11 protein-coding genes are annotated in these 16,554 nt (G+C 47.5%); 6 read left to right on the top strand and 5 right to left on the bottom strand.

The annotated features are described in order from the left end of the window. The first annotated feature begins 93 nt into the window (after positions 1-93). A complete protein-coding gene (locus tag L6466_RS09540; RefSeq protein WP_091815942.1) occupies positions 94-519 on the top strand; it encodes a hypothetical protein in 426 nt (141 codons plus the stop codon). Here L6466_RS09540 and map read toward each other — a convergent pair. The 4 genes from map to mutA all read right to left on the bottom strand — a co-directional run bounded on the left by map (position 513) and on the right by mutA (position 7,471). Next, positions 513-1,370, bottom strand: a complete 858-nt coding sequence (map, locus tag L6466_RS09545; protein ID WP_237795757.1) for a type I methionyl aminopeptidase — start codon at positions 1,368-1,370, stop codon at positions 513-515. The two genes, L6466_RS09540 and map, sit on opposite strands and share 7 nt — an antisense overlap. After that, positions 1,354-3,321 (bottom strand): sugar phosphate nucleotidyltransferase, encoded by a 1,968-nt coding sequence (locus tag L6466_RS09550; protein ID WP_091815949.1) that lies wholly within the window; start codon positions 3,319-3,321, stop codon positions 1,354-1,356. Before L6466_RS09550 ends, map begins: the two co-directional genes overlap by 17 nt. A gap of 99 nt (positions 3,322-3,420) precedes the next feature. Beyond that, positions 3,421-5,586, bottom strand: coding sequence for a methylmalonyl-CoA mutase (gene scpA, locus L6466_RS09555; protein WP_091815952.1), 2,166 nt, complete (start codon positions 5,584-5,586; stop codon positions 3,421-3,423). A gap of 19 nt (positions 5,587-5,605) precedes the next feature. Continuing rightward, positions 5,606-7,471, bottom strand: coding sequence for a methylmalonyl-CoA mutase small subunit (mutA, locus tag L6466_RS09560; protein ID WP_237803071.1), 1,866 nt, complete (start codon positions 7,469-7,471; stop codon positions 5,606-5,608). 143 nt (positions 7,472-7,614) lie between these two features. Between mutA and L6466_RS09565 the strand changes: the two genes are divergently transcribed. Beyond that, entirely contained in the window at positions 7,615-8,079 is a 465-nt protein-coding gene (locus L6466_RS09565; protein ID WP_091815959.1) for a GAF domain-containing protein, read from the top strand. Beyond that, entirely contained in the window at positions 8,076-10,217 is a 2,142-nt protein-coding gene (locus L6466_RS09570; protein ID WP_237803070.1) for a Tex family protein, read from the top strand. Before L6466_RS09565 ends, L6466_RS09570 begins: the two co-directional genes overlap by 4 nt. A 130-nt stretch (positions 10,218-10,347) precedes the next feature. Here L6466_RS09570 and L6466_RS09575 read toward each other — a convergent pair whose 3' ends face one another. Then, entirely contained in the window at positions 10,348-10,875 is a 528-nt protein-coding gene (locus L6466_RS09575; RefSeq protein ID WP_237795741.1) for an outer membrane beta-barrel protein, read from the bottom strand. A gap of 199 nt (positions 10,876-11,074) precedes the next feature. On the opposite strand from L6466_RS09575, the gene kdsA reads away from it, so the two are divergent. The 3 genes from kdsA to L6466_RS09590 are packed head-to-tail and all read left to right on the top strand — an operon-like array spanning position 11,075 to position 16,550. Next, positions 11,075-11,836, top strand: coding sequence for a 3-deoxy-8-phosphooctulonate synthase (kdsA, locus tag L6466_RS09580; protein ID WP_237795739.1), 762 nt, complete (start codon positions 11,075-11,077; stop codon positions 11,834-11,836). Continuing rightward, positions 11,833-12,780, top strand: coding sequence for a KpsF/GutQ family sugar-phosphate isomerase (locus L6466_RS09585; RefSeq protein ID WP_091815972.1), 948 nt, complete (start codon positions 11,833-11,835; stop codon positions 12,778-12,780). The genes kdsA and L6466_RS09585 overlap by 4 nt, the downstream gene beginning before the upstream one ends. A 14-nt stretch (positions 12,781-12,794) precedes the next feature. Then, complete coding sequence (locus L6466_RS09590) at positions 12,795-16,550, top strand: two-component regulator propeller domain-containing protein (protein ID WP_237803069.1); 3,756 nt, start codon at positions 12,795-12,797, stop codon at positions 16,548-16,550. Positions 16,551-16,554: the final 4 nt, after the last annotated feature.

The following is a 16,554-nucleotide window of genomic DNA, read 5'->3' on the forward strand; positions in this document are numbered from 1 at the left end:
TATTAAATCTAGCAAAAACTCCAAACTATTTTCCCGTTTTTCAGAAATAATTGATTTAAATCTGCTAACTTTGTATTCTAAACAAGAAAAAAAATGAGAGCTATCTTGATAAGTATCTGTGCTTTATGGAGTTTCGCAACCTATGCACAAAGCGATAAGACAACATTTCACACCTATTTATATAATAAGGAGTACAAAGTGTATTTGCGAATCAACTTCTATGATCAGGATGTTATTATTCCCGACCAAGACTTGCTTGGTCCCCTACCCGGCTACCTGGGCAAAGAGCGTAACAGTTTCTGTTGGCCTATTGTCAGCGCGAAAGTCAAAGGAAACAAGGCTCACCTGCAAATGGTAAATGACTACGGCAGTGAGGATCTTGAAGCCACATTGACACGCGAGAACGATAGCATCTATGTATTAAAGCAAGGCAAAGGCTCTACCTTAAAGGTGCCTAATGACGGCAAATGGCAGAAGTTGCCAAGCACTCTGCCATTTGTCAGACCTAAACGTCAATAAGTAAGTATCTCAACACCGTGGTCCGTCATGACCAATGTATGCTCCCACTGGGCACTGGGTTTCTCATCTTCCGTGATAACCTCCCATCCATAGGGATCATCGGCATCAATAAATACGCGCCACGTACCCATATTAATCATTGGTTCGATAGTGAATACCATACCTGGCACGAGTAGCATACCCGTACCACGATGTCCGTAGTGGTTCACCTCCGGATCTTCATGGAACTGAAGTCCTACACCATGACCGGCCAAGTCGCGTACGATACCATAGCCATATTTCTTGCAATGCTTCTCAATAGCATGACCGATATCACCTACAAAACCCCAAGGCTTGGCAGCCTCCATACCTATCTCCAAGCATTCCCTGGCAACACGTACTAACTGTTCCTTTTCAGGTGTTGTCTTACCGATAATAAACATGCGAGAGGCATCGGCATAATAGCCATCCAAGATGGTGGTGAAATCGACATTGATGATATCGCCTTCCTCCAACACATCCTCTTCTTTAGGAATACCATGACATACCACCTCATTAATACTGGTACACACACTCATGGGGAATCCCTCATAATTCAAGCAGGCTGGAATGGCATGATGCTCTTCGCATACCTTCCGGCAAAGCTGGTCAATCTCCAGCGTACTCATGCCTGCATGAATAGTTGCTGCCACAGCATCTAGAACTGCAGTGTTTACCACACCAGCCCTACGGATGCCCTCAATCTGTTCTGGAGTCTTTATCAACTCACGGGTAGGAACAAGCTTTCCCTTGTTCTCCCAATACATAATCTGCTTATCAAATTCCGTTGGTTCCTGTCCTGACAGACAGTGCCATCTACGCTTTTTTACCATTATCTTCTATTGTCTTTTGCGAAAATTCCGTAATAGTGTTAATCAATGCGCCCTGATTACCCATATCGTAACGAAGACCTTTCAGGCGGAAGCCTATCATACCGGAGCGCTTTCTGACAGCTTCCAACGCCTCTGTCAATCCGATTTCCTTTGTCATATCACCCTCAGCGTCGGCTGCAGCTATATCTGCCTCCAACTGGGCAAACACCTCAGGTGTCAGGATATATTGTCCGAATACCGAACAGTATTCCTTGTCGCCCTGCTTATTCTTCACACCAAGGAACTCCTCTGCATAACTGGCCTTAGGCTTTTCTACGAAAGCATGAACGTGCATGATGCGCTCGTCCTTATCCTCCCATACGCCAGACATAATACCGAAATGGCTCACAGTTGACACAGGAACGGGATATAAGCCAAGAATCAGGCGATTATAGCGTTCGTATGCTTCAATAAGCTGCAGGGCACAGGGTTTATTGGATGTAGAACGGCTCAGGGTATCACCGAGCATCAGCAATACAGGTTCGTTGCCTGCAAAATGTGCAGCCTGATAAACGGCATGACCGAAGCCACGCTTTTCTGTCTGATAGACATAGCGCAAGCGTTTGCCAATATCCAAGATCCTGTTCTCATACTCCTGACACTCTGCATTCAACTTACTTAAATGCTCTTGCGTCAAAGGACGTTCGAAGAAATCAGTATACAATTGACGTTCTTCCTCACTGCCAAGTACCAGGCAAATCTCCTCAATACCACTCTGCACCAGTTCTTCCAGCAGAATCAGGATAACTGGGCGCACCATGCCATCAGGACAAGGTATAGGGAAGAAATCTTTTTTCTGACAACGCGTCGCAGGATAGAGACGAGTACCAAAGCCTGCCACAGGAATGATTGCCTTACGTACTGTATGAACAGGATTAATCGTCAGACTATATGCAGGCATACCCTCCGCCTTCAGATAGTCGACCAACTGCTGCTGACAATCCGCATCCTTAGCCAGGAACTGCACCGAACCGTCACCATGCGAACCTACACCCTTCCCGCCATAAGTCAGAGCTTTGATATGTTCATCAGCAAGAACAGCCTTGAGTTTCGGAGCACGCAACTCCTCCGGACAAAGGGGAGCCACTTGTTCATCAAATACCTTTTCAGTTTCTGTCATCAGCATACCAAGACGCTCAATCTCGCCCTCAGCCATAAACTTAATAGCACGATTGATAATATCCTGATTATGTCGTCCCAATGCATCATGCAACTTCTGTTCGCGCTCATTGGAGGCAAAAGGATAGGCTTTATTCAAGTCGGCCAGAATCTTAATGGTATTCTTTTTACCACAAAGGTCAGCGAAGACCCAATAAAGAGGCTTCTTGACATTCAGGGTCTGAACCTCGATCTCATCGCCATCGAACTTCATCAGACTAGGCTTCACACCGAAGGCACATGCCTGATCCAGACGTCCACAACGCGAAGAGGTACGCAACTCACCTACATAAGCGATATTCATCTCGCCCATGGTGTTCAGATTCAAGTTATACAGCAAGTTGAACGCACGAGCCACCAACACACAGATAGCTGCCGATGACGACAGGCCGCTCTTCATTGGGAGCGTCATATCCGTGATATTAATACTCACGCCACCGACCTTATACCATTCCAGCATATAAGATGCCACACCAGCACAGTAGCAGAAGAAGTTCTTGGAACGTGCCACACGTTTCAGTTCCTGTTCATCCATTCTACACGAGAAATCTGCGTTCTCGCCAGATTCATTCAGGAAAGAGCACTTCACCTCAAACATTGAGGACTTCTCTACTTCTGCATATATACCTTGTTCAATACCAGTAACGATGGCAGCACCAGGCTCGATATCGGCATTCATGGTACGATAATGGCCTGCCCAGTCTGTGTGTTCTCCAAACAGGCACAAACGGCCTGGCACAAATAGCTTTATCATAGTTTTGTAACTTAAATCTAAAATGACACGTGCAAAGGTAATCAAAAAATTACTGCCCACCAAATTTAGTGGGCAGTAATTTGATATTTAACTGATTATCTACTCTTTATCGAGCAAAATCTTCATCATTTCCACAGCAGCCTTAGCCACAGAGGTACCAGGACCAAAGATAGCAGCCACACCGGCCTTATACAGGAAGTCATAGTCCTGAGCAGGAATAACACCACCGGCAATGACCATGATATCCTCACGACCCAGCTTCTTCAGTTCTTCAATAAGCTGAGGAATGAGTGTCTTGTGACCTGCAGCCAGAGACGAAGCACCAACAATATGGACGTCATTCTCCACAGCCTCGCGTGCGGCCTCGGCAGGTGTCTGGAACAGTGGTCCCATATCTACGTCGAAACCACAGTCGGCATAACCCGTAGCAACAACCTTAGCACCACGATCGTGACCATCCTGCCCCATCTTAGCGATGAAAATACGAGGACGACGACCTTCTTTCTCTGCGAACTCATCAGTCAGCTTACAAGCCAACTCAAATTCGCTATCATTCTTAGACTCTGAACTGTACACGCCTGAAATTGTTCTGATTACTGCTTTATAACGACCTACGATCTCTTCGCAGGCATCTGAAATCTCACCAAGGGTACAACGCAACTGAGCGGCTTTTACTGCCAGGTCGAGCAGGTTGTTCTCGCTCTTACGGCCCTCATTGAAATCACGGACGCACTCCGTGATGGCCTTGAGCGCAGCCTGACAAGCAGCCTCGTCGCGGGTAGAGCGAACCTCCTTCAGGCTCTCCTCCTGCTGCTTGCGTACAGCGGTGTTATCAACCTCAAGGATATCAATAGGATCCTCGTGCTCCAAACGATACTTGTTGGTACCAACAATGGTCTGGACACCACTGTCGATACGAGCCTGAGTACGGGCAGCAGCCTCCTCGATACGCATCTTGGGAAGACCTGTCTCAATAGCCTTGGCCATACCGCCCAGTTTCTCAATCTCCTGGATATGCTCCCAAGCCTTGTGAACCAGTTCGTTGGTCAGGGTCTCAACATAGTAAGAACCAGCCCACGGATCAATCTGTTTACACACCTTAGTCTCGTTCTGGATATAAATCTGAGTGTTACGAGCGATACGAGCCGAGAAGTCGGTAGGCAGAGCGATAGCCTCATCAAGGGCATTGGTATGCAGCGACTGGGTGTGACCCAGCACAGCAGCCATAGCCTCGATACAGGTACGACCTACGTTATTGAATGGGTCCTGCTCGGTGAGTGACCAGCCCGATGTCTGCGAGTGAGTACGCAGCGCCAGCGACTTAGGATTCTTTGCACCGAAGCTCTTCACAATCTTAGCCCACAGCAGTCGGCCTGCACGCATCTTGGCAATCTCCATAAAGTGGTTCATACCGATAGCCCAGAAGAAGCTGAGACGAGGAGCGAAAGCATCCACATCGATACCCGCATTCACACCCGTACGCAGGTAGTCCATACCATCTGCCAAGGTGTAAGCCAACTCGATATCAGCTGTAGCACCAGCCTCCTGCATGTGATAACCTGAGATAGAGATGCTGTTGAACTTAGGCATCTTCTGCGAGGTATATTCGAAGATATCAGCGATAATCTTCATGGAGAATGCAGGAGGGTAGATATAGGTGTTACGCACCATGAACTCCTTCAGGATATCGTTCTGGATAGTTCCAGCCATCTCCTCGAGCTGAGCGCCCTGTTCCAGACCAGCTACGATGTAGAATGCCAGGATAGGCAGCACAGCACCGTTCATGGTCATTGACACAGACATCTTATTCAAGGGGATACCGCTGAAGAGCACCTTCATATTCTCTTCATTACAGATGGACACGCCAGCCTTACCCACATCGCCCACTACACGAGCGTTATCAGGGTCGTAACCACGGTGTGTAGGCAGGTCGAAAGCCACAGAAAGACCCTTCTGGCCAGAAGCCAGGTTACGGCGATAGAAGGCATTCGACTCTTCAGCCGTTGAGAATCCGGCATACTGACGGATGGTCCAAGGCTTGAAGGGGTACATCATCGAATACGGACCACGCAGATAGGGAGGGATACCAGCTGTAAAGTCGAGGTGCTCCATACCCTCAAGGTCTTCCTTTGTATAAACTGGACGAACCTCGATGTGCTCTGGGGTCTTCCAGTTGGCCTCAATACCATTATCTTTAATCCACTTGGCACCATCCTGAGCCTTGATGCCTGCATAGATATCAATATCTTTAAACTGTTTACGCATAATTCAAGTCTCCTATTCTTTAAATACCAAGTTTCTGATTATATTCCTTCAAAGTCTCGAGTACGTTGCACTTTACGTGAACAAAGTTCTCGATGCCGGCAGCCTTCAGGTCTTCCATGCAGGCAGGCGCACCAGCCACTACGAACATGGCGCGACCATCGAGGTACTTAAAGGCAGGGATAGCATACTCGGCATACTCATCATCGCTCGAGCAGATAACCACGATATCGGCCTTAGCTTCCAAAGCAGCATCAACACCCTCTTCAACGGTCTTGAATCCAAGGTTATCAATCACCTTATAGCCAGCACAAGCCAGGAAGTTGCACGAGAACTGTGCACGAGCCTGACGCATGGCCAGATTACCAATGGTCAGCATAAAGGCTGTAGGCACCTTGGTCTCCTCGGTATGGATACGGAGGTCTTCGAAATCAGCAGCCAGACGAGTAGTCTCAATAGCCTTGAATGGCACACTCTCCTCACCATGATGATGCACGCCACCACAACCACAGTTATGCTTATAGGCACGCTTACCCTCACTCTTCTCCGTGAAGTTGGGGAACTGGTTGGTACCCAACAGGAACTCCTTACGCTTGGCAGCATCGCCGTGGCGCTTCACGTTGGTAGCATTGATATCGTCCTGAATAGTTCCAGCCTTGATGGCAGCGAGGAAACCTCCCTCTTCTTCCACCTTCAGGAATATCGTCCAGGCCTCAGTAGCCAAAGCATCAGTCAGATGCTCAATATAATAAGAACCTGCTGATGGGTCGACGATACGGTCAAAATGGCTCTCCTCCTTAATCAGTAACTGCTGGTTGCGGGCAATACGCTCCGAGAAGTCGGTAGCCTCCTCGTAAGGTGCATCGAATGGTGTTACCACCATCGAGTGAACACTACCCAGGGCAGCACTCATCGCCTCGGTCTGCGAACGCAACAGGTTAACATAGCTGTCGAACAGCGTCTGGTTATAAGTAGAGGTAGTAGCGTTGATAATCATCTTGCAGGCGCAGTCACACTTAGGCTCATACTGCTTTACAATCTGAGCCCAGAGCAAACGGGCGGCACGGAACTTGGCAATCTCCATGAAATAGTTCTCGCTAACGCCCATATTGAACTTGATGCTCTTCGCAGCAGTATCAACATCAACACCAGCATCAGTCAACTGCTGCAGATATTCGTTACCCCAAGCCAACGCATAGCCCAACTCCTGTACGATATAAGCACCAGCATTATTAAGGGCATCACTATGAACTACAATACCACGGAAGTTGGGATACTCCTTGAGCGACTCGGCCAGCTTAGGCCCGAATGCCAGGATAGGCGACACATCCTTACCCTTGAGTACCATTTTCTTCATGGGGTCCCATTCGATAGAGCCCACAATCTTATCCTTGTCGTATCCTTTCTTCTGCCAATAGGTTTTGAGGATTTCTGCCAGTTCGAGCGAATGACGCTGACAGGTAGAGAAGTTCACCTCAACATACTCACAATAGATACCCTCGAGCAAAGTCTCGACTGTATCCATAGATACCATATTACCAGGAATCTTGAAACCTAACGAGTCGATACCCTTATTCAGGATGTCGAGTGCCTTAGCGTTTGCAGCCTTTGGATCGCTGGCATCAATATTCTGACGGACATACCACTCATTTGAGTCCTTCTTGTTTCCACGTACAAACGGAAACTCTCCAGGGAGAGCATCTGGTGTCTTCAGGTTCGCCAAATCTTCACGGCGGTAGAAAGGTTGTACATTAAAACCTTCGTTGGTTCTCCATACCAAGCGTTTCTGGAAGTCGGCACCTTTCAGGTCAACCTCAATCTTGTCGAGCCATTCCTGTTTGGTCGGCGCAGTGAACTCGGTAAAGAGCTTCTCCTTTTTGTTTGACATAATTTCTTAGAGTATTATTAATATAAGTTTTAAGTTCTAGATTGCAAAGATAAGCAGAATATCTGAAACCAACAAACGAAAAGAGGGAAAAAATCATATTTATTTTTTTATTATTCACAATTATTTCTTACTTTTGCACCATTATGACAAACAAGCAACAAGAATACGACGAGTTAATACCACAATTGGCATCACTCATCGAGGGCGAGAAAGAAGAGATGAGCGTACTGGCAAATGTCAGCGCAGTGTTGAAGGAACGATTCGGCTGGTTCTGGGTAGGATTCTATCTGGAGCGTGAAGGCGAATTGCGCCTTGGCCCGTTTCAGGGCACATTAGCTTGCATGCATATTAAAATAGGAAGAGGCGTCTGTGGCACTTCATTTGAGCAACAGCAGAGCATCGTTGTACCTGACGTAGAACAGTTTCCTGGACATATAGCCTGTTCAAGCCTGTCACGCTCAGAAATTGTAGTCCCCATCTTCGACAAGACCCACCGTCCTGTTGGTGTACTTGACATCGACAGTACAGAGCTTAATACCTTTGACGAGTGCGACAGACAGAATCTAGAGCGCGTTTGCGAGATTATCACCAAGACATTATATTCATGAACACGCAGACTATCTTTGCCAAACTGATAGCCCAAAGCCTGAATCTGAGTGTTGAGGCTGTGGGTAACACCTTATCTTTATTAGAGGAAGGATGCACCATTCCTTTCATCTCGCGCTACAGGAAAGAACGCACAGGTGCGCTCGATGAAGTGCAGATTGCAGCCATCAGCGACGAAAACGAGCATCTGAAGGAAATTCAGAAGCGTAAGGAGACAGTCATCAAGACGATTACAGATCAGGAGAAAATGACACCTGAGCTACAGAAGCGCATTGAGCAATGCTGGGACAGCACGGAATTGGAAGATATCTACCTGCCTTTCAAGCCCCGCCGACGCACACGTGCGCAAGTGGCTCGCGAACAAGGACTTGAACCCTTGGCACAGATTCTGATGCTGCAACGCGAACGCGACCCTGAACGTGCTGCACAGGCCTTTGTAAAAGGCGACGTAAAGGATGCAGAGACAGCTATTAAAGGAGCTCAGGACATCATAGCAGAGATGGTAAGTGAGGACGAACGTTCACGTCAACAGCTGCGTGGTGCCTATCGTCGTACAGCTATCATCACGTCAAAAGCAGTAAAAGCAAAGGCCGACACGGACGAAGCCGCGAAATATCACGACTACTTTGACTGGCACGAGCCATTGAAACGCTGTTCGAGCCATCGTTTACTGGCAATGCGCAGAGGTGAGAACGAAGGCATTTTACGCCTGAGTATCGACCCCATCGACGATGATGAATGTATCGAGCGTCTGCAACGTCACTATGTTTACGGACATACACCTTGCGGAGATTTGGTAGCCGAGGCTGTAGAGGATAGTTACAAGCGTCTCCTGAAGCCCAGCATTGAGACTGAATTTGCCAATCTGAGCAAGGAGCAGGCCGACGAAGAAGCAATCCGAGTGTTTGCAGAGAATCTGCGACAGTTGTTGCTTGGAGCCCCCTTAGGTCAGAAGCGCGTGATGGGCGTTGATCCAGGATTCCGTACTGGATGTAAAGTGGTTTGTCTGGATGCACAGGGCAACCTGCTACACCATGAAGCCATCTTCCCCCACCCGCCTGTCAACAAACGTATGCAGGCTACTGTTCACGTGCAACAGATGCTGGAACAGTATCATATTGAGGCAATCGCTATTGGAAATGGTACTGCCAGTCGCGAAACGAAGGCATTCATCGAAGACGCCCTTCAAGGTCACGACGGAATCAATGTCTTTGTGGTAAGCGAGGACGGCGCTTCTGTCTATTCCGCATCAAAAGTAGCCCGCGAAGAGTTCCCTGACGAGGATGTCACCGTTCGCGGTGCCGTCTCCATCGGACGTCGTCTGATGGACCCTTTGGCAGAGTTAGTGAAGATTGACCCTAAGAGCATTGGAGTAGGACAATATCAACATGACGTTGACCAGACAAAATTAAAACACCAGCTTGATCAAACAGTAGAAAGCTGTGTCAATCAAGTTGGAGTCAACTTAAACACCGCCTCCAGTCATTTACTGCAATACGTTAGCGGACTGGGAGTTACACTTGCAAAGAACATTATAGACTATCGCAAAGAAAACGGTGCTTTTACTTCGCGAGCCCAACTCAAGAAAGTGCCTCGTTTAGGACCTTCAGCCTACCAGCAATGTGCAGGATTTTTGCGTATTCCCGGTGCTAAGAATCCGCTCGACAACAGCGCTGTTCATCCAGAGAGTTACCCCATCGTAGAACAGATGGCAAAGGACATGGGATGCACAGTGAAGGACCTGATTGAACAAAAGGATTTACGTGCCAAGTTGGACATCAAGAAATACGTCACACCAGAGGTTGGTCTTCCCACGCTGACCGACATCATGAAGGAGTTGGAGAAGCCCGGACGCGATCCTCGCGAGCAACTGGAAGTGTTCGAATTTGACAGTCGCGTGCAGACAATCGACGACTTGGAGGTAGGAATGCTACTGCCCGGCATCGTGACCAACATCACCAACTTTGGTGCTTTTGTGGATATTGGCGTGCACCAGGACGGACTGGTACATATCTCACAGATGGCCAATCGTCGCATTGCTCATCCTACGGATGTAGTAAAACTGCATCAGCACGTCACCGTCCGCGTCATTGAAATCGACCAACGACGTCATCGCATCTCATTATCCATGAAGCAATAAAAAGTCCGACGTCGTCGGACTCTTAGTCCGTAGGCGACGTACTGACAGTCCGACGCCTACGGACTACAAACAAAAAGGGGATACGCCAACTGCGGCGCATCCCCCTTATTATTTGAATTAAATTCGTTTCTTAGAAGTTGTAGTAGAAACCAAACATCAGGTCACCAGCACTGAAATTATTGAGGGTATTCAGACCAACGATGGTTCTTGTGTCATCGTCACCAGCCTCCTTAGAGAAATCCAACACAAAGAGGTTGTTAGCCTTAGCAACAATACTAATATGATCTGTCAGGTTAAAGGCAACACCAGGAGCAACATTCAAACCAAATGCATTTGAAGACTTGTCAGCACCTTCCAACTTCTTGGTATTGAAATAGGCACCACCATCAACAAACACCTTTGCCTTACCAATTTCAAGAGCCTGATAACGGAGGTAGGGGTTGACAGCGCACTGAGTGTAAGTATCCTTAACATTTGTGTATCCGAACTGGAGACCTACACCAAATTTCTCATCCAAAGACATGCCTACTTCGGGAGCAATTGTGAAAGTCTGGGCATCACCTTTCTTTTGAAAGCCTACACCACCACCAACATAAACCTGTGCGTTCATAGTTACAGCTGCGAACAAGGCAACCATTGACATCAAAATTTTCTTCATAGTTTTATAAATTAATTTTGTTAAACTTTTCCGCCCTTAAAAAGCGGGTTATTAATGATTTCGGGTGCAAATGTACAAAAAACTTTAATACCACCAAACATTTTTCTAAAAAAAATTCACATTTTGCTCAAAAAGATGATAAATCCTTGCTATTTTCGTTTAAATTATGTACCTTTGCATGGTTGAATACATTAATAATATGAACAACAATCTGAAGTTTATTGCAGGGCCTTGCGTCATTGAGTCTGCCGAGTTATTGGACACCGTTGCCAGAACATTGGTTGACATCAATCGTCGTCTTGGCACCAATATCATATTCAAGGCCTCATTCGATAAGGCCAACCGCACCTCCATCAACTCTTTCCGCGGTCCTGGCATTGACAAGGGACTGCAGATGCTGGGCGACATCAAATCGAAATACGGATTGCAGATACTCACCGATATCCACGAAGCATGGCAGGCAGAACCTACAGGTCAGGTGGCAGACGTCATTCAGATCCCTGCATTCCTTTGCCGGCAGACCGACTTACTGGTTGCTGCAGCAAAGACTGGTAAGACGGTGAACATCAAGAAAGCCCAGTTCCTGGGTGGCCGCGACATGAAATATCCTGTAGAAAAAGCAAAGGATGCCGGCGCAAAAGAGGTATGGCTCACCGAACGCGGCAATATGATGGGCTATGGCAACCTAGTGGTAGACTTCCGCAATATCAGCGATATGCTGGAGATTGTACCCACCGTCGTCATGGACTGCACCCATAGCGTGCAACGCCCTGACGCCAAAGGAGGCAAGACGGGAGGCGATCGCCGTTTTGTACCATCTATGGCCTTAGCAGCAAAGGCCTTTGGGGCTACGGGCTACTTTTTCGAGGTACACCCTACCCCTGATCAAGGATTAAGCGATGCTGCAAACATGTTAGAGCTGGACAAACTGGAAGACTTAGTAAAGAAACTGATTTCATGACGACAAGAGAATACGGTATACAGGCAATAAAAGACGAAGCAGAAGCCCTGCTTGATATGATTCCAAAGATGGACGACCAATTTGATAAGGCCGTCGACTTAATGCTGAACTGTAAAGGTAAGGTTATCGTTACGGGTGTAGGCAAGAGCGGACATATCGGTGCAAAGATAGCAGCAACACTGGCTTCCACAGGAACACCCTCGTTTTTCATCAACCCCCTGGACGTTTATCACGGTGACCTGGGTGTGATGACACATGACGACGTGGTACTTGCCATATCCAATTCTGGTCTGACAGACGAACTACTGCGTTTCATCCCCATGGTACTCCACATGGAGATACCCATTATCGGCATGAGTGGTAACCCTGCGTCATTATTGGCGAAGTATTCCACTTTCCATCTGAATGTAGGCGTTAAGAAAGAGGCTTGTCCGCTGAACCTTGCGCCTACCAGCAGTACCACCGCTGCACTGGCTATGGGCGATGCTTTGGCTATCGCCTTAATGCAGAAAAGAAATTTCCGTCCGCAGGATTTTGCGCATTTCCACCCTGGCGGAGAACTCGGCAGACGCTTGTTGACGACAGCTCAAGACGTGATGCGCAGCGACGACATGCCTATTCTCTCACCAGAGACACGTCTTGGCGAGGCCATCATGATAGTCAGCGAAGGCAAACTGGGACTGGGTGTTGCTGAGGTTGACGGCACCATTGCCGGTTTGATTACCGACGGTGATATCCGTAGAGCCATCGAACGCTGGCAAGCCGACTTCTTCAACCACACCGTCAGCGACATCATGACTCGCACACCGAAGACAGTAGAGCTGGATACAAAGATTACAGAGATTCAACGCATCATGCAACAATACAAGATTCATTCCGTACTGGTCATCAGCAAAGACAACCAGCTATTGGGCGTCGTAGACCATTACTCGTGTATGATTTAAGAGATATAAGACGTATGAACGCACTTAAGAAAGTTCTGATTATCATAGCGCTGATGTTGCCGTTGGCTACGTCGGCCGATTATCTTTTCAAGACGTTGGACGCCCGCAACGGACTGACATCCAGCCAGATTAACTGCATCACGAAGGATTCGCGCGGATTCATCTGGTTGGGCACCCCTGCAGGTCTCTATCGTTATGACGGATATATATTCAAACATTTCCAGACAGACTCCCAGGATGGTTCATCACTTCCAGACAGTTATATAGAATCCATTCAGGAAGCCTATGATGGTAACTTGTGGGTAAAGACTATAGCCGGCTACTGTATCTACCACCCACAATCAGAGAGTTTCGAGCGCGATATGCGTCAGGCCTTTGCCCGTCTTGGAATCAAAGATGTGCCAGAACTTATCTATATCGATCGTCACAAGAACCTCTGGGGCTATATCTCGGGAAGAGGTGCCATCAGTTATAACACCCAACAGCAACTGTTCTATGAGTTTCCGGAATCAGACGATTCATATGGCATTCCACAAGGAAATGTCTGTTCTATAGGCGAATGCAAGGATGGCGTCATCTATGTCTATGACGATGGGCGTATCGTATGTCTTGACATCATCCACCAGCAAAATGTGGTATGGCGTAACTACGACATTGCCAACAAGGGACTCCGCAAGACCAGTTCTTTACGTGTATTCACCGATCAGAAAGACAATATCTGGCTTTACGGACAAGGAACACTATTCCTTTATAATAAGAAATTAAAGAGTTGGGATACCAGCATTGGAGACCAACTGGACCTGACAGGCATTAATGTTGATAATGCAGTCTATTCCATGGGTGGCGATCGCAGTGGCAACATCTGGCTGGGTACCAACCTGCCCTATCTGCTTAAGATGAATGTCAACACCCATGTCATTGAAAATGTTCAGACCAAGAGTCTTAACTCAACACGTCTGGTTGAAAACAACATGGGTATACGCAGTATCTATGTTGATGATACAGACCTCCTATGGATAGGTACGGCAAAATCTGGTGTTGCCTATATGGGACAGAACATCTATAAATTTGAGTCTCAGAAACTGGGTGACATCACAGCGATTGTGGAAGATAGCGCAGGCAAAGTGTGGTATGGCACCAGTGATAAAGGTATCATAGATTTTGATGGCAAACTCGCCAGCAATAAGATATCGGCTATGGCATATACCAAGGACGGAAGCCTTTGGGTGGGCTCTCCTCAGAATGGTATTACCCGCATCAAGAATGGTGTATCACAGATATACTCTGTGGCCAACGACAGCACACAACGAATGATGATTGACGACCATATCAATGCACTGACATCTGATAAGGCCGGCAACCTTTGGATCGCTACTGATGGTGGTCTGCAGGTTTACAACCCACGCGTCAACCAGTTCTCAAACTACACCAAAAAGAATGGTAAGATTAGGGTTAACAACATCACGTCGCTATTCTACACGTCAAGCAACAACATGCTGATAGGAACCTCCGAGGGACTTATCATCATGAACATCTCTACAACAGAGATGCGCCAGTACACTGGTAACTCTACGAATCTGTCAAAGTATACAAATAACTATGTTACTCAGGTCTTTGAGGACTCCCGTGGCTTGATATGGGTAGGAACACGTGAAGGTGTGAATATCTGGAATCCAAACAACGACCATCTGGATTACCTGACTGAAAAGAACGGACTGTGCAACAATAACATTTGTGGTATAGCAGAGGATGCCAGTCACAATGTATGGCTGTCAACCAGCAATGGTGTCAGTCGAGTTGTCATCCAAAGGAATCACGAGAACGACACGTACAACTATGGTCTTTATAATTACACACGCAACGACGGACTGCAGGGCGACGAGTTTAATATTGGCTCAATCCTCATTCGTCGCGATGGCAACGTAGTAATGGGTGGTCTGAATGGTATCAACTGGATACGTCCAAAGACCATTGACGAGACTGTCAGTCTGCCACGTGTGATGCTTACCCAGTTATTTATTGGTGAAGAGGAAATCCTGGTAGGTCATTCTTACAATGGCAACATCCCTCTGACCCAGGCACTCAACGAAAGTAGTCGCATCCAATTGAAGAGCGACCAGAATACCATTACCATCAAATTTGCCGCCGGCAACTATAACCAGAGTGAGCGCCTGCAGTTCATGTATGAGATGGAGGGCCTGGACAACAACTGGCATGATGGTGATGCACTGAAACATGGTGTCACATTCACAGACCTTTCACCGGGAACCTATAAGCTCCATGTCAAAGCCGTCAGTGCGGAAGGAGCTGTCAGCAATCAGGAGCGTGTCATAGAGATTGTTGTGGCTCGTCCCTGGTTCCTGCAGTGGTGGATGATTGGTATCTATGCCCTCATCCTTATCATTGTCATCTACATGTGGAAACAAGGCATGGACCGCATCCGTCTGTTGTGGAAGAAGAAGAAAGCAATTCTCGGCGAACTGGTTCAGCAGCGTGAGGAAATCAAGTCGGCCAGTGATGACTTACGTCAGCCAATGTCGCGCATGACGACTATCATCATGAATCTCTCAGAGAAAGAGAGCACGCTGGAAGAGCGCGAACAGCTCAATGCACTTCACGCCCAGATGCTGCAACTCATCACGCGCGTCAGCGATATGCAGACCATACTTGAGAATCCGGAGGAGAGAGCCAAGAAGGCTGTACAAAAGCACTTCGAGATTAACGCCAAGGGTGAGATGAGTCTGCCAGACCTGCTGAGTGAAGAACTCACATCTGAGATTCGCCCCTATCAGGCAGAACTCCCAACAGCAAAATTCCGTGTTGTCTTCATTGACAGCAATGTAGAGTTTATCAAGTTCATCAAGTCGCACCTGAAGTTTGTTTATGAGTTCCATACTTATAACGATATCCATAAAGCTGCCACCGATATCGAATCCATGATGCCAGATCTAGTTATCTGTAAACAGGACATGCCCAAGATGACAGGTAGCGAACTGTGCAATAACATCAAGATGCACCCCACGCTTAACCGCATCAAGTTCGTACTGATGACAGACAACAAGCTCTCCCCACAGGAGATGACGAGTCAGAATATCACGATGGGCGCTGACGACTATCTGGCTAAACCATTCAACCTGCAAGAAGCTGTGATGCGTTTCAACAAACTGCTTGGCGTAGGACCAATTGAGATTAAGACAGATTTGATTGAAGGTGCAGAGACACGTGAACTGGAAGGTCGTAACTCCAGCATGACTACCGCCACTGAGAGCATGGATTTGGCAACCTACAACCCAAGCGCCAATGATATTGAGGAAGATGAACAGATGAAGTCACTGGCCATACAGATTGTCAGAGACCATACTGCATCGGCCATGGAACAGAACTACAACTTCACAGACGACCAGGATGAGATGCACGAGAAATTCAGTATGACTGAGAGCATGGACCAGCAACTCATCAACAGCATTGAGCAGTATGTCCAACAGAATATGAATCGTGGCACCATCAATCTGGAGGATATGGCAGAAGCGATGGGCATGAGCATGAAGCCCTTCTTCCAGAAGGTTCATGACATCACAGGCAAGACACCTGCCGAGATTGTGCGCGACCTACGTCTGCGCCACGCCTGCATCCTGCTCCAGCGCACGAATATCAACATGAGTGAGTTGGCTTCACACGTTGGATTTGCTACTGGCGAGCACTTTATCAACCTCTTTAAGGAGCGCTTCGGAATGACGCCCTCTGAATACAGGCTTAAACACCGCAAATGAAAAC

The organism is Prevotella communis (genome assembly GCF_022024175.1).
Lineage (GTDB): Bacteria > Bacteroidota > Bacteroidia > Bacteroidales > Bacteroidaceae > Prevotella > Prevotella communis.

Coding starts and splice junctions, on each gene's coding strand:
- L6466_RS09540 (WP_091815942.1), top strand. CDS start 94: ATGAGAGCTATCTTGATAAGTATCTGTGCTTTATGGAGTTTCGCAACC.
- map (WP_237795757.1), bottom strand. CDS start 1,370: ATGGTAAAAAAGCGTAGATGGCACTGTCTGTCAGGACAGGAACCAACG.
- L6466_RS09550 (WP_091815949.1), bottom strand. CDS start 3,321: ATGATAAAGCTATTTGTGCCAGGCCGTTTGTGCCTGTTTGGAGAACAC.
- scpA (WP_091815952.1), bottom strand. CDS start 5,586: ATGCGTAAACAGTTTAAAGATATTGATATCTATGCAGGCATCAAGGCT.
- mutA (WP_237803071.1), bottom strand. CDS start 7,471: ATGTCAAACAAAAAGGAGAAGCTCTTTACCGAGTTCACTGCGCCGACC.
- L6466_RS09565 (WP_091815959.1), top strand. CDS start 7,615: ATGACAAACAAGCAACAAGAATACGACGAGTTAATACCACAATTGGCA.
- L6466_RS09570 (WP_237803070.1), top strand. CDS start 8,076: ATGAACACGCAGACTATCTTTGCCAAACTGATAGCCCAAAGCCTGAAT.
- L6466_RS09575 (WP_237795741.1), bottom strand. CDS start 10,875: ATGAAGAAAATTTTGATGTCAATGGTTGCCTTGTTCGCAGCTGTAACT.
- kdsA (WP_237795739.1), top strand. CDS start 11,075: ATGAACAACAATCTGAAGTTTATTGCAGGGCCTTGCGTCATTGAGTCT.
- L6466_RS09585 (WP_091815972.1), top strand. CDS start 11,833: ATGACGACAAGAGAATACGGTATACAGGCAATAAAAGACGAAGCAGAA.
- L6466_RS09590 (WP_237803069.1), top strand. CDS start 12,795: ATGAACGCACTTAAGAAAGTTCTGATTATCATAGCGCTGATGTTGCCG.